At 64.4% G+C, this 20,091-nt stretch carries 20 protein-coding genes; 13 read left to right on the top strand and 7 right to left on the bottom strand.

Annotated features, from left to right (window positions below; genetic code table 11):
- Positions 1-81 precede the first annotated feature (81 nt).
- The 4 genes from cyoA to cyoD are packed head-to-tail and all read left to right on the top strand — an operon-like array spanning position 82 to position 4,013.
- Positions 82-1,008 (top strand): ubiquinol oxidase subunit II, encoded by a 927-nt coding sequence (cyoA, locus tag ACXU4B_RS03455; RefSeq protein ID WP_205746501.1) that lies wholly within the window; start codon positions 82-84, stop codon positions 1,006-1,008.
- A 14-nt stretch (positions 1,009-1,022) separates the two neighbouring features.
- Complete coding sequence (gene cyoB / locus ACXU4B_RS03450; RefSeq protein ID WP_131410299.1) at positions 1,023-3,041, top strand: cytochrome o ubiquinol oxidase subunit I; 2,019 nt, start codon at positions 1,023-1,025, stop codon at positions 3,039-3,041.
- 1 nt (position 3,042) lies between these two features.
- Positions 3,043-3,645, top strand: coding sequence for a cytochrome o ubiquinol oxidase subunit III (gene cyoC, locus ACXU4B_RS03445; RefSeq protein ID WP_276322559.1), 603 nt, complete (start codon positions 3,043-3,045; stop codon positions 3,643-3,645).
- Positions 3,642-4,013, top strand: coding sequence for a cytochrome o ubiquinol oxidase subunit IV (gene cyoD / locus ACXU4B_RS03440; RefSeq protein WP_131407788.1), 372 nt, complete (start codon positions 3,642-3,644; stop codon positions 4,011-4,013). The genes cyoC and cyoD overlap by 4 nt, the downstream gene beginning before the upstream one ends.
- A 317-nt stretch (positions 4,014-4,330) precedes the next feature.
- Here cyoD and ACXU4B_RS03435 read toward each other — a convergent pair whose 3' ends face one another.
- Genes ACXU4B_RS03435 through nirK form a run of 3 tightly spaced genes read right to left on the bottom strand, consistent with a single transcriptional unit; the run spans position 4,331 to position 7,204 of the window.
- Positions 4,331-4,897: an SCO family protein gene (locus tag ACXU4B_RS03435; protein ID WP_131407786.1), complete on the bottom strand. Its 567-nt coding sequence runs from the start codon at positions 4,895-4,897 to the stop codon at positions 4,331-4,333.
- Positions 4,898-4,904: 7 nt separating this feature from the next.
- Entirely contained in the window at positions 4,905-5,678 is a 774-nt protein-coding gene (locus ACXU4B_RS03430; RefSeq protein ID WP_240733999.1) for a formylglycine-generating enzyme family protein, read from the bottom strand.
- Entirely contained in the window at positions 5,678-7,204 is a 1,527-nt protein-coding gene (nirK, locus tag ACXU4B_RS03425) for a copper-containing nitrite reductase (protein WP_240733998.1), read from the bottom strand. The genes ACXU4B_RS03430 and nirK overlap by 1 nt, the downstream gene beginning before the upstream one ends.
- 761 nt (positions 7,205-7,965) lie before the next feature.
- Here nirK and ACXU4B_RS03420 point away from each other — a divergent pair.
- A complete protein-coding gene (locus ACXU4B_RS03420) occupies positions 7,966-8,646 on the top strand; it encodes a hydrolase (RefSeq protein ID WP_131407782.1) in 681 nt (226 codons plus the stop codon).
- Positions 8,647-8,783: 137 nt separating this feature from the next.
- Positions 8,784-8,918 carry a hypothetical protein gene (locus tag ACXU4B_RS03415; RefSeq protein ID WP_276322558.1) on the top strand — a complete coding sequence of 45 codons (135 nt, stop codon included), beginning with the start codon at positions 8,784-8,786 and terminating at the stop codon, positions 8,916-8,918.
- Between the two features lie 17 nt (positions 8,919-8,935).
- Here the strand turns inward: ACXU4B_RS03415 and ACXU4B_RS03410 are convergent, their stop codons facing one another.
- The 4 genes from ACXU4B_RS03410 to ACXU4B_RS03395 all read right to left on the bottom strand — a co-directional run bounded on the left by ACXU4B_RS03410 (position 8,936) and on the right by ACXU4B_RS03395 (position 11,889).
- A complete protein-coding gene (locus ACXU4B_RS03410; protein ID WP_131407780.1) occupies positions 8,936-9,556 on the bottom strand; it encodes a hydrolase in 621 nt (206 codons plus the stop codon).
- Between the two features lie 325 nt (positions 9,557-9,881).
- Complete coding sequence (locus ACXU4B_RS03405; RefSeq protein ID WP_131407778.1) at positions 9,882-10,475, bottom strand: NADPH-dependent F420 reductase; 594 nt, start codon at positions 10,473-10,475, stop codon at positions 9,882-9,884.
- Positions 10,476-10,518: 43 nt separating this feature from the next.
- Positions 10,519-10,965: a DoxX family protein gene (locus ACXU4B_RS03400; protein WP_425481366.1), complete on the bottom strand. Its 447-nt coding sequence runs from the start codon at positions 10,963-10,965 to the stop codon at positions 10,519-10,521.
- A 51-nt stretch (positions 10,966-11,016) separates the two neighbouring features.
- Complete coding sequence (locus tag ACXU4B_RS03395; RefSeq protein WP_131407776.1) at positions 11,017-11,889, bottom strand: pirin family protein; 873 nt, start codon at positions 11,887-11,889, stop codon at positions 11,017-11,019.
- A gap of 96 nt (positions 11,890-11,985) precedes the next feature.
- Here ACXU4B_RS03395 and ACXU4B_RS03390 point away from each other — a divergent pair, with 96 nt between their 5' ends.
- The 7 genes from ACXU4B_RS03390 (at position 11,986) to ACXU4B_RS03360 (ending at position 20,089) form a co-directional block, all read left to right on the top strand.
- Complete coding sequence (locus tag ACXU4B_RS03390; RefSeq protein ID WP_131407774.1) at positions 11,986-12,870, top strand: LysR family transcriptional regulator; 885 nt, start codon at positions 11,986-11,988, stop codon at positions 12,868-12,870.
- 446 nt (positions 12,871-13,316) lie between these two features.
- On the top strand, positions 13,317-14,219 hold the full coding sequence (locus ACXU4B_RS03385; protein WP_131407773.1) for a 3-hydroxyacyl-CoA dehydrogenase: 903 nt from the start codon (positions 13,317-13,319) through the stop codon (positions 14,217-14,219).
- Between the two features lie 82 nt (positions 14,220-14,301).
- Positions 14,302-15,243 carry a 3-hydroxyacyl-CoA dehydrogenase NAD-binding domain-containing protein gene (locus tag ACXU4B_RS03380; RefSeq protein WP_131407772.1) on the top strand — a complete coding sequence of 314 codons (942 nt, stop codon included), beginning with the start codon at positions 14,302-14,304 and terminating at the stop codon, positions 15,241-15,243.
- A 109-nt stretch (positions 15,244-15,352) separates the two neighbouring features.
- Positions 15,353-16,882 (top strand): CoA transferase, encoded by a 1,530-nt coding sequence (locus tag ACXU4B_RS03375; protein ID WP_205746500.1) that lies wholly within the window; start codon positions 15,353-15,355, stop codon positions 16,880-16,882.
- A gap of 364 nt (positions 16,883-17,246) precedes the next feature.
- The gene (locus ACXU4B_RS03370) at positions 17,247-17,900 is read left to right on the top strand and encodes a hydrolase (protein WP_131407771.1); all 654 of its coding nucleotides are present in this window, start codon (positions 17,247-17,249) and stop codon (positions 17,898-17,900) included.
- 42 nt (positions 17,901-17,942) lie between these two features.
- Positions 17,943-18,221, top strand: a complete 279-nt coding sequence (locus tag ACXU4B_RS03365; protein WP_131407770.1) for a XapX domain-containing protein — start codon at positions 17,943-17,945, stop codon at positions 18,219-18,221.
- Positions 18,218-20,089, top strand: a complete 1,872-nt coding sequence (locus ACXU4B_RS03360) for an amidohydrolase (RefSeq protein ID WP_131407769.1) — start codon at positions 18,218-18,220, stop codon at positions 20,087-20,089. The genes ACXU4B_RS03365 and ACXU4B_RS03360 overlap by 4 nt, the downstream gene beginning before the upstream one ends.
- The last annotated feature ends 2 nt before the right edge of the window (positions 20,090-20,091 follow it).

Genomic DNA, 20,091 nt, shown 5'->3' with positions numbered 1-20,091 from the left:
ACGGCGATTTCCATGGCATCTCTACACGGCCCGCGTCACGCAGTCCCCGCGTCGCGCCCTTCGCTCGCAGGCACGCGTCCCGTGCGCCGCCACGCGCTGGCGATCGCGCGCGCCCTGTGCCTTGGCTCGACGATCCTGCTCTCCGGCTGCCACCTCGCCTTGTTCGATCCCAGGGGCGACATCGGCCTGCAGGAACGACACCTCATCGTACTGTCCCTGGGCATCATGCTCGCCGTGGTCATTCCGGTCATCGCGCTGACGCTGTTCTTCTTCTGGCGCTACCGGGCCACCAACACGCGCGCGACGTACGCGCCGGAATGGGCACATTCGACGCCTATCGAAGTGGTGGTCTGGACGATTCCCTGCATCATCGTCGCCTTTCTTGGCGTGCTGATCTGGCGCACCACGCACAGCCTGGATCCTTATCGCTCCCTGCCATCGAGCGTCCCGTCCGTGCGCGTGCAGGTCGTCGCGCTGAACTGGAAGTGGTTGTTCATCTATCCCGACGAAGGCATCGCCACCGTCAACGAGCTGGTGATTCCCGCCAACACGCCGATTGATTTCGAGTTGACCGCCGACTCGATCATGAACTCGTTCTTTATCCCGCGACTGGGCAGCCAGGTGTACGCGATGGCAGGCATGCAGACGCAGCTGCATCTGATCGCGAATGAAACCGGCAGCTTTGCGGGGCAATCTGCCGCGTTCAGTGGCTCGGGCTTCTCCGACATGCACTTCGAGACCAGGGCCGTTACCGATACCCAGTTCCGCCAGTGGATAAGGGATGTGAAGGCCTCGCCGCTGAAGCTGACGCGCAACGGTTACCGCTCACTGGCCGAACCCAGCCACGGGTACGAGCCCACGGTGTACGCCGACGTCGACCCCAGCCTCTACCAGGGCGTGCTTCACCAGTTCATGTCCACCACGAAACTTGGCGCCGACTGCGGGCCCACCATGGCCCCGCTGCATCCGCTGATTCCGGCTCCCCATCCCCCCGTGCAGTCCCCATGAACGAGTCCGACGCCATGTTTGGAAAGCTCACGCTCGACGCCATTCCACTCCATGAGCCCATCATCATGGGCACCCTGGTGGTCGTGGCCTTGCTGGGCGCCGCGTTGGTCGGCGCCATCACCTACTACGGCAAGTGGAAATACCTGTGGACCGAGTGGTTGACGTCGGTCGACCACAAGCGCATCGGCGTCATGTACATCATCCTCGCGCTGGTGATGCTGCTGCGCGGCTTCGCCGACGCCATCATGATGCGCGCGCAACAAGCCGTTGCTGCCAATGACGCGGCAGGGTACTTGCCGCCGCACCACTACGACCAGATCTTCACGGCGCACGGCGTGATCATGATCTTCTTCGTGGCCACGCCGCTGATTCTCGGGCTGATGAACGTCGTCGTGCCGCTGCAGATCGGCGCCCGCGACGTGGCGTTTCCCTTCGTCAACCAGTTGAGTTTCTGGCTGTCGGCCATGGGCGCGGTGCTCGTGATGATGTCGATGTTCGTCGGCGATTTTGCCGCGACCGGTTGGGTGGCGTATCCACCACTGTCGGAACTTGGTTACAGCCCGACCGCCGGCGTCGACTATTACATCTGGTCCTTGCAGATCTCAGGGCTAGGCACGCTGTTGACCGGCATCAACCTCGTCGTGACCATCCTGAAGATGCGCGCGCCCGGCATGGACCTGATGAAGATGCCGGTGTTCACCTGGACCGCGCTGATCACCAACATCCTGATCATCGCCGTGTTTCCCGTGCTCACCGCCACCCTGGCCCTGCTCACTGCAGACCGCTACCTCGGCATGCATTTCTTCACCAATGAGCTGGGCGGCAACGCGATGATGTACATCAACCTGATCTGGGTGTGGGGCCACCCGGAGGTGTACATCCTGATCCTTCCCTGCTTCGGCGCCTTCTCGGAAATCATCGCCACGTTCTCTGGCAAGCCGTTGTTCGGTTACAAGTCGATGGTGTACGCCACCTCGTCCATCGGCATCCTGTCGTTCTTCGTGTGGCTGCACCACTTCTTTACCATGGGGTCGGGGGCCAACGTCAACGCCTTCTTCGGCATCATGACGTCGATCATTTCAATCCCCACCGGCGTCAAGCTGTTCAACTGGCTGTTCACCATGTTCCGCGGGCGCATCCGCTACCACTCCGCGACGCTGTGGACGGTGGGCTTCATGGTGACGTTTGCGATCGGTGGCATGACCGGCGTGCTGCTCGCCGTTCCGGGCGCGGACTTCGTGCTGCACAACAGCCTGTTCCTCGTGGCGCACTTCCACAACGTGATCATTGGTGGCGTCGTGTTTGGCTGCCTTGCCGCCATCAGCTTCTGGTTCCCCAAGGTGTTCGGGTTCACGCTCAATGAGTTCTGGGGCAAGGTGTCGTTCTGGTGCTGGCAGGTTGGTTTCTACCTGGCCTTCATGCCGCTGTATGTGCTCGGCTTCGATGGCATGACCCGTCGCATGAATCACTACAGCAACCCGGACTGGCATCCGTGGCTGGTGACGGCCCTGTGTGGCGCGGTGATCATCGGCGCCGGCATCCTCGCCTTGCTCGTGCAGTTCGCGGTCAGCATTCGCGATCGCGCGGCAAACCGCGACGTCACCGGCGATCCTTGGAATGGCCGCAGCCTCGAGTGGGCCACGGCCTCGCCGGCGCCCTTCTACAACTTCGCCCACATTCCGCACATCACCTCGCTGGAGCAGCATTGGGACGACAAGGTCACCGGGCGCGCTTATATCGAGCCGCGTGGCTATGAAGATATCCACATGCCGCGGAATACGGGGGCTGGTTTCATCATCTCGGTGCTGTCGCTGGTGCTGTGCTTTGCCCTGGTCTGGCATATCTGGCCGCTCGCCATCGGCTCGTTGGTGGGCGTCATCATGGCGTTCCTCGCGCGTACCTACGATCGCGACGTGGACTACTACGTGCCGGCCAGCGAAGTCGCCCGGATCGAAAGCGAGCGCTACACCAGGCTCTGGACCTCCGCGTCAACCCTGGAGCTCCGTCCCCGGCGCATCGACAAGGCGGCATGACGTGACCACGACTCTCCATACAGAAGCGCACGCCGCCGACGCTCACGACGGCGCATCCATGACCACGCTGGGGTTCTGGATCTACCTGATGAGCGACTGCCTGATCTTCGCGGTGCTGTTCGCGACCTTCGGCGTCCTGGTGGGCAATGTGGCGGACGGCCCCGCTGGCAAGGAACTGTTTGAACTGCCCTACGTACTGACCGAGACCGTGCTGCTGCTTTTGAGCAGCTTCACCTTCGGCGCGGCCATGCTGAGCGCCCGCACCGGGGGCACACGGGCACTCCAGGCCTGGCTCGCCGTCACCTTCGTCCTCGGCCTCGCCTTCATCGGCATGGAAGTGCACGAGTTCGCTGCCCTGGTGCAGCGCGGCGCCGGCCCGGATACCAGCGCCTTCCTGTCGGCGTATTTCACCCTGGTGGGCACCCACGGCCTCCATGTCACCTGCGGCCTGCTCTGGCTGGTCGTGATGATGCACCAGATCTCACGCTTTGGCCTGGACGCCGTCGCCGAGCGCCGCCTCGCCTGCCTCAGCCTGTTCTGGCACTTCCTCGATCTGATCTGGATTTGCGTCTTCACCTTCGTCTATCTGCGTGAATTCCTATGAGCCACTCCCCCAGTCATGAAGCGTCCTCGCACGAGACCCATGGGAGCTTTCGGTCCTATGTGATGGGGCTGCTGGCCTCCCTCGCGCTGACGGCTATCGCCTTTGCGGCGGTGATGACCGACGCCGTGCCGCATGCCGCACGCCTGCCCGCCATCGTCGTGCTGTGCGTGGTGCAACTCTATGTGCAGCTCGTGTTCTTTCTGCACCTGGGTTCCGCAAAGAGCCAGCGGCAGAACACCGCCATCTTTGCGTGCACGACGTTGCTCATCGTCATCGTGATAGCCGGATCGCTCTGGGTGATGCATAACGCGAACATCAACATGATGCCGATGAACATGTCGACCCAGGACGCACTCAATCGCCAGTAAAACGCAGGCAACTCCAGGGCAGGCACACTACGCCAGTGCGCCTGGCTTGATGACGAGAAACTGCAGCCCCGGGGCCTGCAATAACGCGCCCCAATCCCCCTGCCCGCTCTCAGCGTTGGCACCAGGCCCGTACACCGACCCGCCGCAAGGCTTCGGGCGATGGTGGCCAATCCCTCGTCAAGACGACCTGGCTGCGCTCGCACAAGACAAGCCAAGGCAACGCGTGGCGATGGAGCGGCGCAAGATCGAAACCAACAGCGCTCCTCCGGCAGTCCAAGCGATGGATCTTGTGTAGAACGACGCACACCGAACGCATGTCAGCTCGATGCGAGCGCCTTGCGCACGGCATCCACGAAGGCCGGATCGACTCGCCCGATGACCGTGGTGCGCGCAATGATGCGCCCGTCGGAATCGAGCAGGATCAGCTCGCTGGAGTGGTTGAAGTCGCCATCGGGCAATTGACGGTACTGCACGCCAAGCAAGGCCGACAGGGCGCGCACGTCCGCCGGATCGGCGCGCGCCAGTGTCCAGTGGGGCGCATCGAGCTGGCGTTTCTGCGCGTACTGGTGCAAGGCCGCCACGTTGTCGCGCGCCGGATCGAAACTCACCGCGAGCAGATCCAGCTTGTCGCGCGCCGGCTCACCGACCGCCTTGCGGGTCGCCTTCATGGTGTCCACGATCATCGGGCAGACCATGGTGCACGACGTATAGAACATGGTCATCAATTGCACGCGGCCGCGACGCGCGGACAGCGACCAGCTGTGTCCATCCTGGTCGGTAAGCCTGGCGCCGAGCTGGTAGACCGAGTCGCCTGGCAACGGCGTCGCTGCAAGCACCGGGCCGACGAGCAGCAGGCACAACCACGACATCAGCAAGCGTTTCATGGGTTCCTCACTCGGGCCGGGCGCAACGGAAGCCCATGTTGTTGGTGGTGTCGGACGCCTTGAGGGCCGAGAGCATCGCCACGCGCATGACCGTGGCGTAGTTCTCCTTCTGTTGCATGCTGACGGCGCCGGCGCCGCAGAAACGTGCCTTGTCGGCGCCATCCTGCTCGCGGCCATCGCCACTTACGAGTAGTGCGTTGAAGTCGTCCACCCATTCCCACACCAGGCCGTTGAGGTCGCGCACGCCGTGCACGTCCGCCTCACCGCCCACCGCTGGCAGTGCCGTGTTCGACGGCCGGCTGTACCAGTCCAGCACACGGTCGCGCCACGCGGGATCGCCACGGGCATCGGCGCGATGCGCATCGGCGGCTGCAGCGTATTCCCACTCGTACCACGTCGGCAGTCGTGCCTGCTCGCTTTGGCAGAACGCCTGCGCTGCGAACCAGCTCACCCCGGTCACGGGTTGCTGCGGCAAGGCGCCGGGCCCCAGCGTATCGGCGCCGGCCCAGCGCGAAAGATACTGGCCATCGGCAAAGACCGATGCCACGCGGTCACGCCGCCATTGTGGATGCGCCACGACGAATGCCAGGAATTCGGCGTTCGTCACCGGCTCGGTGCGCAGGCTGAACGGCTTGACCTGCGCGGGAGCCCCCTTGTCGTCGGCCGCGATCACGCTGGCGAAGCTGCCGCCGGACAAGGGTACATAGTCTGCGGCCATCGACGCCGACGCCGCACCGATGCCCATGACCAGCCACCACCAACGCATGACCTTCGAACCCATCAGTGCCCTGCCGCCGGACCCGGCGCGGGCTTGGCGCGTACCTTGGCCACCTCTTCCTTGGTGATCTGTCCGCCGGGGTTGTCCCAGCTGTTGAGCACGAAGGTGAGGATATTGGACACCTCGTCATCGGTGAGCTGAGCCATCGGCGGCATCACCGAATCGTACTCCTTGCCGTTCACGGTGAGCTTGCCGGTGTGGCCATGCAGGGGAATGCCGATCAGGTCGTCCTTGCTCAACTTGGCCAGGAAGTCGGACTTGGCCAGCGGCGGGAACACGCCTTCCAGGCCTTCGCCATTGGCCTGGTGGCAGACCGAGCAGGTGCCGGTGAACAACTGCTTGCCCGCGGCGACCTGCTCGTCCTTGCTCAGCGTGCCACTGGCATGGGCCTGGGCGGCGACCGCCACGGCCTGCAGGTTCGGCTCGGCGCGATCGCCCAGGTAGGCCGAATCCACTTCCTTGCCCGAGTAGATCGCCTTGTTCTCCGGGCCATCCACCTTGAGGATGCCCATCGCGCCCTTGTTGAAGGCGCGCAGGATCGAATGGTCGACCAGCACGTAGCTGCCCGGCACGTCGAGGTGGAACTCGGCCATGATCGCGCCGCCGGCGGGAATCAACGTGGTCTGTACGTTCTCCTGCGCGTGCTTGCCACCTTCGTAGTAGACCTTGTCGAAGATTTCGCCGATCACGTGGAAGCTCGACAGCAGGTTCGGGCCGCCGTTGCCGACAAACAGGCGCATCGTCTCGCCCACCTTGGCGTTGAGCGCGTGGTCGCCGGTGAGCGAGCCTTCATGACCGTTGAACAGCACGTAGGTCGGACGCTCGTCGATGGCCTTGTCCATGTCGAAGGGCTGGTGGCCCTTCTCGCGGTATTTGCCGGTTGTGTAAAAGTCACCCTGCATCACGTAATACTCGTGATCCACCTTGGGCATGCCTTCGGGCGGCTCGACCAGGATCAGGCCGTACATGCCGTTGGCGATATGCATGCCCACCGGCGCCGTCGCGCAGTGATAGACGAAGATGCCCGCATTGAGCGCCTTGAAGGTGAACTGGCTCTCATGGCCTGGCGCCGTGAAACTCGATGCCGCGCCGCCGCCCGGACCGGTGACGCCGTGCAGGTCGATGTTGTGCGGCATCTTGCTGTCCGGCGAATTCTTCAGATGGAACTCGACCGTGTCGCCCTGGCGCACGCGAATGAAGCTGCCGGGCACGGTGCCGCCGAACGTCCAGTAGGTATAGGTGACGCCCTCGGAAATCGGCATCTCCTTTTCGATCACTTCCAGCTCCACGATCACCTTGGCCGGGTGATCGCGATGGATCGGCGGCGGCACATTGGGTGGTATACCCAGCTCGGCATGGATGGGATCGCCTTGTGGCGGACCGAAATCCCCGGGCACCGATGTCGCGGGGTGATCCGTCGGCGCGCTGCTGCTCGCCGTGCCTTCATTCGCCGGCTTGCCCGAGCAGGCGGCCATGGCCAGGGTGCAGCCGACCACCAGCATGGTCATCCACTGCCGCATCATCGTCATGCTCCCCTTCCGGATTTCCGTCACGCGGCCCGGCGCCCTCACCGCCCAGCGACGCCAGCCGCGGTAACGAGGTGAATGGAAATTCCCGAAACCTTGCGCCCGGCGGCGTGAGCGACCCGTCAATGCGGGTCGCCGCATCCTGGCTCGCGATCAATCAGCCCGATGTCGACGAACTCGCGGCGCCCTGGACGCAAGCCAAGGCGATCCGGCCAGTCGGGTGCGAAGCCTCCGCGATGCAGACGACGGCGCGATCCATTGGCCTGCCGGGTGTTACGCACGTTTCACACCGACCGATGCACACTTTCGCGACGTCAGCGGTAAAGATCGCTGATGGGTCTTCGACCTGCCACCAACCAAAGTCGTCGGGCACGTCGGTTGGAAGGTCGAATACCGGAAGCGGAACGGCGCGCCTGGTCTTCGGCGCGTCAAAACCCCGGGACTTCAGCTCACTGGCCGGCTCCACCTCCGCGGCTACAGCATGGACGCCACGCCTTGGAGTGCGGGTGGATGTCGCGCCAGGGGATCGCAATCTTCATGACCTCTCCATGGAAACCTTCAATCCGCTGCCGCCGCATGGTGACTGACAGCCCTGGCCGTCACGTCGCGCCGCCATGACGGCAGACCTTGGGCCACGCTGTCCATGCACGCGCAAACGACGCGGGCACCCCATGCGCGCCCGGCGGATTGTCCACCCCCTGCAGCAGCCTCCATCAAAGACCTAGACGCGCTTGCCAGCCATCCAACACAGCAGGAACACGACCATGTCAAACCGTGAAGTCTTGACGCCGCAAAACAGCCAACTCCTCTTCATTGACCAGCAGCCCCAGATGGCATTCGGGGTCCAGTCCATCGATCGACAAACCTTGAAGAACAACGTGGTCGCACTGGCCAAGGCAGCCAAGGTCTTCAATATCCCGACCACCATAACGACGGTGGAGACGGAAAGCTTCTCGGGAAACACCTACCCCGAACTCCTTGCCGTATTTCCGGACAAGGACATCCTGGAGCGCACGTCGATGAACTCGTGGGACGATCAGAATGTCCGCGACGCATTGGCTGCCAACAAACGCAAGAAGGTTGTGGTTTCGGGCCTGTGGACCGAAGTCTGCAACGTGACCTTCGCCCTGTGCGCCATGCGAGAGGCGGACTATGAAATCTACATGGTGGCCGACGCCTCGGGCGGAACCTCGGTGGATGCCCACAAGTACGCGATGGACCGGATGATTCAGGCCGGTGTCATACCCATCACCTGGCAGCCCGTGATGCTGGAGTGGCAGCGTGACTGGGCTCGGAAGGAAACCTACGACCAGGTCATGGCCATCGTGAAGGAGCACTCCGGCGCCTATGGCATGGGCGTGGACTACGCCGTGACCCACGTCCACAAGGGGCCGGAACGCGTCAAGCACGGCAAGCGCATGGGTCCGAATCCCGTGAAGAGCTGAGGGCATCGGCCCGGCGGCAGTGGAGTTGCCCCGTCGGTTGCAGCATAGGAACTGCCGCACGACTCATCACGGCTTTCACCGTGGAAGGCTGCGCCATACTTCAAGCAAGTGAGCACGCCATCCGGTGCCTCACTCGCATGGCGCAGCCATCCGGCGATGACCTCGACCTACTCCTGGGCGAACAGGCGCGCTGCGGCCGCATCCACCTGTGCCGTCACGTCATCGCATGCGCCGCACTCGATGGTGACGCCTTGCCGGACGCCATGGACTGACGTCTTCGGCAAGCCAGTCAGACCTTGATCATGTCCCTGGAGTAGGCGAGCCCGATGCCGTAGCCACCACCAAATTCCTCCACGATGGCACGGGCACCGTCGTACGTGTCACGGCGCGTCCAGTCTCGCTGCAGTTCGAGCAGAACCTGCAGCCAGCTGGTCACCTGGATGCCAGCCGATTGCATGCGGCGGAGCGCATACTCGTGACCTTGCGGCGTGAGGCCGCCGCAGGCATCGCCGACGACGAAGACCTCATAGCCATCACTTGCGGCGGACAGGGCGAGAAAGCTGACGCACGCCTCGGTCAGCATGCCCGACACCAGCAGGCGCTTCCGGCCCGTGCCGACGATCGCCGATCGCGCGGCGTCATCTTCCCAGGCATTCATGCTACGCCTGTCGATGGCCACCACGTTCGGAATCGCCCGCTGGATCGCGGGCATCATCGGCCCGCTGTATACCTTGGTCGCCGACGTCGAGGCCACGATCGGCAGGGAGAAAACCCCCGCCGTCTTCGCCAGCGCAATGGAGTTGTTGAGGATCGTCTGGCGATCATCCGACCCCACCCCGAAGGCAAGGCCTGCCTGCTGATCGACGAGGACCAGGGCGCAATTGGTCGGATCCAAGAGCGGAGTGTTCATGCGACATTCTCCATGACCGAGTGGGAGACACCAGCCAGCCTTCGGCGCCACCAGTCTGGAGGCGCCCGGCTCGCGCCCCGGTGATGTTCGTCCGAATGCCATGCCCAAAACATGGCTCACAAAGATACCACCCGCTCTCCCGTCCTGGTGCCCGCCAGGGCTGCATGGGAAGCTCCCGCACAGCTGTCCGGCACGCGCATAGGTAAAACTACGCAAGGGTCTCGCTTCGCGTCAGGCGCCACTCGATGAGCAAGGCCTGACGCAAAGAAGCGGAGCGCCGCTGGTGCGCTCCGCTTCATCGTCCGCGACCACGAGTCCGCTCGCGTCAGCGCTGCTTGATCAGGCTGTGCACGGCCAGCGGGCCGCCGAACTGTTGCAGCAAGCCGCCCTCGTCGAGGCGGCCCAGGGTGATGGGGCTGAAGCCGAGCGAGGTGACGAGCGAAGCGACCTGCTCGTTGGCATCGGCGTGGTCACCTGAAACGAAAAGCGTGCGGTGACCCTCGCTCCGGCGCGGCTCGTCCGCGAGCACGGCCGCCGGCAGCGTGTTGAACGCCTTGACCACTTTGGCGCCCTGGAACTGCGCCGCCACCACCTGGCTGGACGGCCGCCCGCCCAGATCCTGCGGCCTGAAGGCAGGAAACTCGATCGCATTGGTGGCATCCACCACGATCTTGCCGGACCAGTCGCTGCGCAGGCGGGCAACTTCGCCCACGGCCCCGAACGGAATGGCGAGGATGATTACGTCAGCCTCCAGTGCGGCAGGGGTGCTCGTGGCGCTCACGGCCGGAGCGAAGGCTTGCACTGCATCTTCCAGCGAGGCGGGTCCACGATTGGTCATGACGGCCTTGATCTTGCTGCGGGCGAACTGTTTGGCGAGGGCGCCGCCGATGGCGCCCGAACCGATGATGGCGTAGCTCATGGGATGTCTCCTGGTGAACGGTCGATGCGATGGATGGGAACGATCAGCGCGACTTGCCGTCGAGGCTGAGCGGGCCTGCGCCATTGACCGTCAGCAGCAGGAAGGCGCCGGCAATCGACACGTTCTTCATGAACATGATCATCTGCATCTGGTCGGCAAAGTTGCTGTGGAACAGGACGCCGGTCATCAGAGTGAAGCCGGCCATCAGGAACGACACGATGCGGGTGTTCCAGCCGAGCATGATGGCGAGGGAGCCCAGTACTTCGATGGCGATCACCAGCGGAAGCATGCCGCCGGGCACGCCCATGGACGCCATGTAGCCAGCGGTGGCGGTGTAGGCAGTGATCTTGCCCACACCCGAAAGCAGGAACAGACCGGCGATCAGGATGCGGCCCGCCAGTTCGGCGACGCTCTTGAGCATCGGGCTCGACGGGGCTCGTGCGTTGTCGATGGACGAGTCATAGGTAGCAGTTTCGATCTTGGTGCTCATGATGAATTCTCCGGTTGGGATGAATGAGTCAGGGGGATGGACAGCTGGGACTTACTTCAGCCGGCCGGCGGCACGCAGCCGCTGGCCGATGCGTGCGATCTCCGCCTCGCCTTCGGCGAGCGCGCGAGGGTTGGTGTGGACGGAGTACTTGCCCATCACCAGGGGATGCGGATGTTTCACGGCAGCGCCCAGGACGAACGACACGTCGTCATGCGCCACTACGTCGATGCCGTCGCCGGACTCTTCGAAGATGACCAGGTCGCCGGCGCTGAGGCGCTCGGGCACGGTGGTCGTACCCCGATGCAATGCCATCCAGGCCACGGTTTCGTTCGGGTTGGGCTGAAAGCGCCACTGCTCGCCCGCCTTCAGGCGCACATGCAGGTAGGTGATGCCGGCGGGAGCACGGATCGGGCTGTTCACGCCCTGGTAGTGCCCGAGCAGCACGCGCGCCGGCCCCACCGCCGGGACCTCTTCCGGCGCGATGTTCTGGCTTTCCGGCACACCGTTTTCCTGATCCGCCGGCAGCGTCACCCAAAGCTGGAAGAACTCCACCGGCGTGTCGCCGACGACATGACCGTCGTGCCATACGCCGCCTGCCGCCCTCATCCATTCCAGCCCGCCGGTCGGCACTTCGCCCTGCTTGCCGGTGGTGTCTTCGTAGGCCACGCGGCCCGAGAGCACCGTGGTCAGGGTGGCGATGCCCGAGTGCGGGTGGATGCCGAACAAGGGAGTCGCCGACGCGGGCAGCACGCCGGTATCCAGGAAGACAAACGGCTTGATCCACTGGCCGAGATCGGCGGGACTGACCAGGCGCGTGATGGGGCCGTGGTGATAGCCGGTGGTGACGGTGCGGATCTTGCGCGGATGGACGATGGCTTCGTCACTGGGTTCGGGCTTGGATAGGAAGGAAGCAACAGCGTTCATGGGGGCGTCCTCGTCTGCGATGGAGAAAGGCTAGGCCTTGTCCAAGCATCCGAATAGCCTATATATTTCGATGCAATTCATCGTTATGGACGATATATGCTCGACGCCGTCACGCTGGACCAGCTCCGCACTTTCATTGCCGCGGCCGAAGAAGGCAGCTTTTCCGCGGCAGGAAGAAAACTGCGTCGCGCGCAATCGGTAGTGAGCCAGACGCTGCTCAATCTCGAAGCCCAACTGGGCGTCACGCTGTTCGATCGCAGCGAGCGCTATCCCAGGCTGACCGAAGCGGGCGTGGCGCTGCTGACCGAAGCGCGTGGCGTGGCTGATCAGATGGACGGCTTCAAGGCCCGTGCCCGCTCGATGAAGGAAGGCCTGGAGCCCGAGCTTTCCGTGGCTGTCGACGTGATGTATCCCATGGACGGGCTCACGCGCGCCGCCGGCTACTGCCGGGAGTTTTTCCCCAACACGCCCTTGCGCGTCTACGTGGAAGCACTGGGCGGCGTGATCCGTCCGGTCATGGATGGCTTGTGCCGCGTCGGCATCGTCGGCTCACTGCCCGTGATTCCCGATGAACTCGCGTCGGAACCACTGCTCGACCTCCCCTTCGTCACCGTGGTGGCACCCTCCCATCCGCTGGCCAGGCACAAGGGCGCGGTCAGCCGGAAGCTCGTCGAGAAGCAGGTGCAGCTGGTGCTCACCGACCGCACTCCGCTGTCCGAAGGCCGGACCTTCGGCGTGATCTCGCCCCTGACCTGGCGACTGGCCGACCTCGGTGCAAAGCACGCCTTCTTGAACGCCGGACTGGGCTGGGGGCATATGCCCCTGCACATGGTCAAGAAGGATCTCGACGCAGGCACCCTGGTGAGGATCCGCGTCGAGGGCGTCTCGCCCGATGCGACTCTTCCCATGCACGTGGTCTATCGAAAGGACTCGCTTCCCGGGCCGACCGGTCGCGCCTTCATCTCCCAATTGCGCTACTGACGCCGTATCGATCGGTTGGCCAGTACGCACTGAGCCAGGCTGCACGGCGGGCGCACAGGACATCGCATGCATGCGTGACGCCAGCTGGCGAAGCACACGCCGGTGACTCCAAAGTGTAGGTGAGACTTACCGGAAGTGGGCTTGGCTGAAGGGTGTCATTGGGACACAGTGGCAACTTCCACCTGATCTTCCGAGGTCGATTCCGTTCCTGCAACAACACGCGCGGCATCGCCGGTCGTTGAGCGACTCCCGGGCACCTGGCATCTCCCCTTGCCAACGGCATGCCTGGATCACGCCACGGTCGATGTCACCAACCAGTGCCCGCAGCGCACCACTCGCGCCTGCCCCCGCCTGGCGCCACCGACACGGAATTAGTCGCTTCTCCGGTGTGTGAGATGCGCCGGGGCGTCATATCCCATCACCTTACAAGACACTGAGGATCCACCATGAGTGCTGCGACGAGTGATCGCCTGCTCGTGCTTGAAGCCACACCGCCGCGACTGCTCTCCGTCTCGCTGGACGGCGACAGCATGGATGTGCTGGTCGATGGCCTGGGTGGCACGCCGGATGGCATCGCCATCGACTACATCGGCCGCCACATCTACTGGACCAATATGGGCGAGGACTGGTCCCGGCCCGACGGCTTCATTGAACGGGTGGACTTCAACGGCGCCAACCGGATGGCGGTCATTCCCAAGGGTGCGACGTTTACCGCCAAGCAGATGCAGGTCGATGCGGACGCAGGCCTGATCTACTGGTGCGATCGCGAAGGCATGCGCGTGATGCGCGCCCGCCTGGACGGCAGCGACATCACGGTCCTGGTCCAGACGGGCTCCACCGACGAAGAGCGCGCCGACGAGCGCCGGCATTGTGTCGGCATTGCGATCGATCGCACCGGCCGGCGCATGTTCTGGACCCAGAAGGGCCCGCCGAACGGCGGCCAGGGGCGCATCCTCAGCGCACCGCTGGAGCTGCCCGAGGGCATGTCGCCGGCTGCCCGCACGGATATCACCGTCGTGTTCGACAACTTGCCCGAGCCCATCGACCTCGAATGGGAAGAGGACAGCAGCACGCTGTACTGGACGGACCGCGGCGACCCGCCGCAAGGCAACACCCTCAATCGCTGCCGCTTCGCGGGAAGCTCGCCCGGAACGCCGGAGATCCTGCTTTCCGGCCTGGCGGAAGGCATTGGCCTTGCACTGGACAGCGCACGTGAGCGTGCCTTCGTCAGCGACCTGGGCGGCAATATCCGCCTCGCCGCCCTGGATGGCCCGAATCAGCCGCGCGTCATTCGTTCCGGACTGGGACCGCTGACCGGGATCGTGCTCTGGCGCCCGGCGACGGCCTGAAGCACGCGATCCGGGCAAGTAATGGCTCCACCGATAGCGAATGCAAATACATCGCCATCCGACCGACAGAAGGCCGCAACTCATGAGCAGAGAAATCAAGAAAATCGTGGTGATTGGCACCGGCGTGATCGGCGCCAGCTGGTGTGCGTTCTATCTGGCCAAAGGGCTGGACGTGATCGCCACCGACATTGCGCCCACCGCCAAGGCCAACCTGGACGCCTATATCAAGGCGGCATGGCCGTCGCTCCAGCAGCTCGGCCTGTCGCCCGGCGCGTCAGTGGATCGCCTGAGTTTCACCAGCACGATGGATACCGCGCTCGCGGCCGCCGACCTGGTGCAGGAATGCGGTCCGGAACGCCTGGACTTCAAGCAGGAACTCTATCGGCACATGGACCAGGTGCTGCCGCCCGATGTCATCATCGCCTCCAGCTCTTCGGGCCTGACCATGACCGACATCCAGGCGAAGTGCGAGAGCCATCCGGAGCGCTGCGTCATCGGCCACCCGTTCAATCCGCCGCACATCATTCCGCTGGTCGAGGTGGTGGGTGGCGCCAAGACGTCCGAGGAAACCATTGCACGGGCGATGGCGTTCTATGCGGCACTGGGCAAGAAGCCGATCCGCCTGTTCAAGGCGCTGGCGGGCCATGTCGCCAATCGCCTGCAGGCAGCGCTCTACAAGGAGATGCTCTACCTCATCGGACAGGGCGTGCTGAGCGTCGAGGATGCCGACGTGGCGGTCAGCTACGGGCCGGGCCTGCGCTGGGGCGTGATGGGCCAGAGCCTGCAATGGCACCTCGGTGGCGGCGCCGGTGGCATCGACCATTTCATGGAACACCTGATGAATCCGCTGCAGGGAATCATGAAGACCCTGGGCGAGCCCAATATCACTGACGACCTGAAGAAGGACGTCATCGCAGGCGTGCAGGCACAGCTCAAGGGCCGTTCCGTGGACGAACTGGCGGAGGCAGAAAACCGGGTCATCCTCGGCGCACTTGCCCTGCGGCAGCAGGAAGGCCTGGTGTAAACAGGCGCCATGCAACAGGCACCCTGCCCCTGCGTCAACCGCCCGACAACGAACCTCGCGGCCAGCCACGCGCCTTTGAACAAGTCATGACCATGACGGGAGTTTCCAGATGAGCATCTCTAGCGAATCGGCGATGGCCGCCACGACGCCGGACCGACTGACGGACACGCTGAAGGACAGGCTTGCCCACCCGGCAACGCAAGCCGGCTTCGACCTGCACGCGGGCGTCAATGACGTACTCGCCGACATCGGCATGAACTGGAAGGATGGCGGCGGCAAGCTGACCTTCTACGGCCAGGACCCCATCCTTCCTAGCGCCATCCGCTTCGGCACGATGGCCGCCATCGGCCTCGCGGCCAAGGCGGTCACGGCAGCGGCCGTCTGGCAACACCGCACCGGCGAAGGCCAGGACATAGCCGTTGACGTGCGCAAGGCGCTGCGGCGCTTTTGCTGCTTCTTCGAGGGCAAGTGGGAACTGCTCAATGGTCGTCCGCCTGCCGCCGGGGCGGACGAGGACAATCCGTTCCTGAAGCTGCCGTTCTTCTACGAGACGAAGGATGGACGCCATGTGCTGCCCCTGAACGTGTATCCCAGGATCAGGACGCGCGCGCTCAACTTCCTGCGCTGCAGTGACAGCCCCGAGGCCGTGCGCAATGCCATCCTCAAGTGGAATGGCACCGAGCTTGAAGATGCCGCCGCCGAGGCCGGCCTCGTCATGGGCATGGTCCGTACGAACGATGAATTACGTCGCGAAGCGCAGTACACCAACGTCCTTGCGCGCATGCCGCTCATCAAAGTGGAAAAGATCGGCGATTCCGAGCCGATGCCTTTCAAGCCCGACGGACGCGCGCCGCTCGACGGCATCCGCGCACTCGGCATGGGCCATGTCATTGCGGGAGCGGCGATCGGCAGGGACCTGGCCCAGTATGGCGCCGATGTCCTCAACATCTGGCGGCCCAACGATACCGAGAAGGACGCGTTCTTCCTCGACGTGCAGGTCGGCATGCGCTCGACCGTCCTTGGCGACGACCCGGAGGATCGCAAGGCATTCGACAAGCTGCTGCAGACCACGGACGTCTTCTTTGCGAACAAGCGTCCTGGTTTCCTCGCGGCGCACGGCCTGGATGCGGAGGAGCTGTGCGCGAAGCGTCCTGGCCTGGTCCACGTCAGCGTCGTGTTGCACGGCGAACATGGACCGTGGTCGAACCGGCCGGGCTTCGATGAAATCGGCGCAGCGGTATCGGGCCTCTTTGCGTTGGAAGGCTCGCTCGCCCAACCCCGGCAACCGCCCATCGTGCCGATCTGCGACAACGTGGTCGCCTGGCTGGGCACGGCGGGAGTGCTCGCCGCGCTGCGTCGCCGTGCGGTCGAGGGCGGGAGCTACAAGGTCGTGATCTCGCTGACCCGAACCGTCCTGTGGCAGCTGTCCCTTGGCATCTTCGACAAGGAATACGCCGTGGCGACCGCAGGCTCCACGGAAGAGCACCGCTACGTTGCACCAGACACGTTTGTGGCGGAGACGCCACTGGGCACCTATCAGGGCATCACCGACCAGGTCGTGCTGTCCAGGACGCCGGAGCATTTCCGCACGGTCCTCGCTCCGCGTGGGTCATCCCGGCCCGAGTGGCTCAACCTCTAGCCCGTCCCGATGGCAATCGGGGCCGGGCGCAAGGCCATGCCCCCGGAACAGGAAAGCCCGCCCCTTGCGCGGGCTTTCTCCCTTGCGGAGCACTGACCTCCACGCGAAGCGCGCTCGGTCAGGCCGGGCGTCCATGCAGCGCACGCGCCCGGGCAGCAAGCGAGCGCCGCGCCGGCCCGCGGCGGGCAAGGCATCACGAGACGACGACCCGAAAGAGTAGAAAGTATTTACCGGAAGTGAGCTTGGCTCCCAGGCGCCTTTCGGGGAAAGTCGGACATTCAGTGCGATTCCCCCTGGAGTCGATCCGCGCTCTGCAATGCCGCGGTGTCGTCTCCGCCAGTCCACGCAATAAGGAAACCCCGTCATGCCCATCACCGCGACTCCGACTCCCGGCAAGAGCCTGCTGACGCCCCGCGATCATGCGCTGATCATGATCGACTTCCAGTCGCAGATGTCGTTTGCGACGCATTCGATCGATGCCATCACCCTGCGCAACAATGCCGCCCTGGTAGCCAATGCGGCGGCCAGCTTCAAGGTGCCGACCATTCTCACCACCGTGGCAGAGAAAAGCTTCTCCGGCCCCATGTTCAGCGAGGTGACGGATCCGTTCCCGGGCCAGGCCCTGCTCGATCGCACCTCGATGAATACCTGGGAGGATGCGGCCGTCATCAAGCGGGTCAATGAAATCGGCAAGCAGCGCCTGGTGCTCGCTGGCCTGTGGACGTCGGTCTGCATCGTCGGACCCACGCTGTCGGCACTGGAGCAGGGCTTCGAGGTCTACGTGGTGTCCGACGCCTGCGGCGACGTGTCCACCGAGGCGCATGACCGCGCGATCGAACGCATGATCCAGGCCGGCGCTCGGCCGATGACGGCGTTGCAATACCTGCTTGAGTTGCAGCGCGACTGGGCCCGCACCGAAAGCTATGACAGCACCACCGGCATCGCCAGGCGTTTTGGCGGCTCGTATGGCCTGGGCATCATCTACGCCAAGAGCATGTTTGCCGCGCACGAAGGCTGAAGGTGCGGGGCGGCGACTGGCGCACACCTGCAGAGGTAACCCATGAAAATCTATCTGATCTCCCTTGCCGTGGGCGTGCTCGTCGGCGTGATCTACGGCGTGCTCAATGTTCGTTCGCCGGCGCCGCCCGTGATCGCGCTGGTCGGCCTGCTTGGCATTCTGGTGGGTGAGCAGTTGCCGCCGCTGGTAAAAAACATCCTGCATCGCCAATCCATTGCAACCAGCTGGGTCGGCGAGCAGGTCAAGCCGCATGTATTCGGCGAGCTGCCCAAGGCACGCTGCGCGCCACCCAAGCCCGCTGACAAGGAGGCACGCTCATGAGCAGCCAGACAGCCGATCTGATCCTGCGTGGCGGCCGCTTCACCACCCTGGATCGCTCCTGCCCCGAGGCGGAAGCCGTTGCCATTGCCGATGGCAAGTTCGTGGCCGTCGGAACGGCCGCGGACGTCATGGCGCTGGCCGGGCCGCGCACCCGCGTCGTCGACCTGCAGGGCCGGCGCGTGCTGCCGGGCCTGATCGACAACCACCTGCACATCATTCGCGGCGGCCTGAACTTCAACATGGAGTTGCGCTGGGATGGCGTCCGGTCGCTGGCTGATGCCATGGCCATGCTCAAGCGCCAGGTCGCCATCACGCCCTCGCCGCAATGGGTGCGCGTGGTGGGCGGCTTCACCGAGCACCAGTTCGCCGAGAAGCGCCTGCCGACCATCGACGAACTCAATGTGGTGGCACCGGACACGCCCGTGTTCTTGCTGCATCTGTACGACCGCGCCATCCTCAATGCAGCAGCGCTGCGCGTGGTGGGCTATACCAGGGACACGCCTGAACCGCCCGGTGGCGAGATCGTGCGCGACGCGTCGGGCAATCCCGTTGGCCTGCTGCTGGCCAAGCCCAACGCCGCGATCCTGTATGCCACCCTGGCCAAGGGCCCGAAGCTGCCGTTTGACTATCAGCTCAATTCCACCCGCCACTTCATGCGCGAGCTGAATCGCCTGGGTGTCACCGGTGCCATCGATGCCGGCGGTGGCTTCCAGAACTATCCCGATGATTACGCAGTCATCGAGAAGCTGGCCGCCGACGGCCAGCTCACCATCCGACTTGCCTACAACCTGTTCACGCAGAAGCCGAAGGAGGAGAAGGAAGACTTCCTCCGCTGGACGCAGACTTCGAAGTACAAGCAGGGCGACGATTATTTCCGTCACAACGGCGCGGGTGAAATGCTGGTGTTTTCGGCGGCGGATTTCGAGGACTTCCGCCAACCCCGGCCCGACATGCCGCCGCAGATGGAAGGCGAGCTGGAAGACGTGGTGCGCATCCTGGCCGAGAACCGCTGGCCCTGGCGCATGCACGCCACCTATGACGAGACCATCAGCCGCTCGCTGGACGTGTTCGAGCGGGTGAACAAGGACATTCCGCTGCAGGGCCTGAACTGGTTCTTCGATCACGCCGAGACCATCTCCGAGCGCTCGATCGACCGCATCGCCGCGCTCGGCGGCGGCATTGCCGTGCAGCACCGCATGGCCTACCAGGGCGAGTACTTCGTTGAACGCTATGGCGCGGCCGCCGCGCAGGCGACCCCGCCGGTGGCGCGCATGCTGGAAAAGGGCGTGAAGGTTTCCGCCGGCACCGATGCCACCCGCGTAGCTTCCTACAACCCGTGGGTGTCGCTGGCGTGGCTGGTCACCGGCAAGACGGTCGGCGGACTGGCGCTCTATCCGCGCCGCAACTGCCTCGATCGCGAGACGGCCCTGCGCATGTGGACCGAGTACGTCACCTGGTTCTCCAACGAAGAAGGCAAGAAGGGCCGCATCGCCGTGGGCCAGCTGGCGGACCTGGTGGTGCCCGATCGCGATTACTTCGGCTGCCCGGAAGACGACATCGCCGACACCACCTCGCTGCTGACCATCGTCGGCGGGCGCGTTGTCTACGGCAGCGGCGAATTCTCTTCACTGGATGAAGTGAACGTGCCCGCGGCGATGCCGGAATGGTCGCCGGTGCGTGTCTACGGTGGTTACGGCGCCTGGGCGCAGCCGCGCGTGGCGACGACGGCGACTCCGGTCGCCTGCGGATGCGCGCATGCCTGCGGCCTGCATGGTCATGATCATGCCGGCGCCTGGGCAAGCACGCTGCCCGTGGCGGACCTCAAGTCGTTCTGGGGCGCGCTTGGTTGCGCCTGCTGGGCGGTGTAGCC

The sequence above is a fragment of the Dyella soli genome (assembly GCF_054482295.1).
Note: the sequence above shows the minus strand (reverse complement) of the source record. Positions and strands in the feature narration are given on the sequence as shown.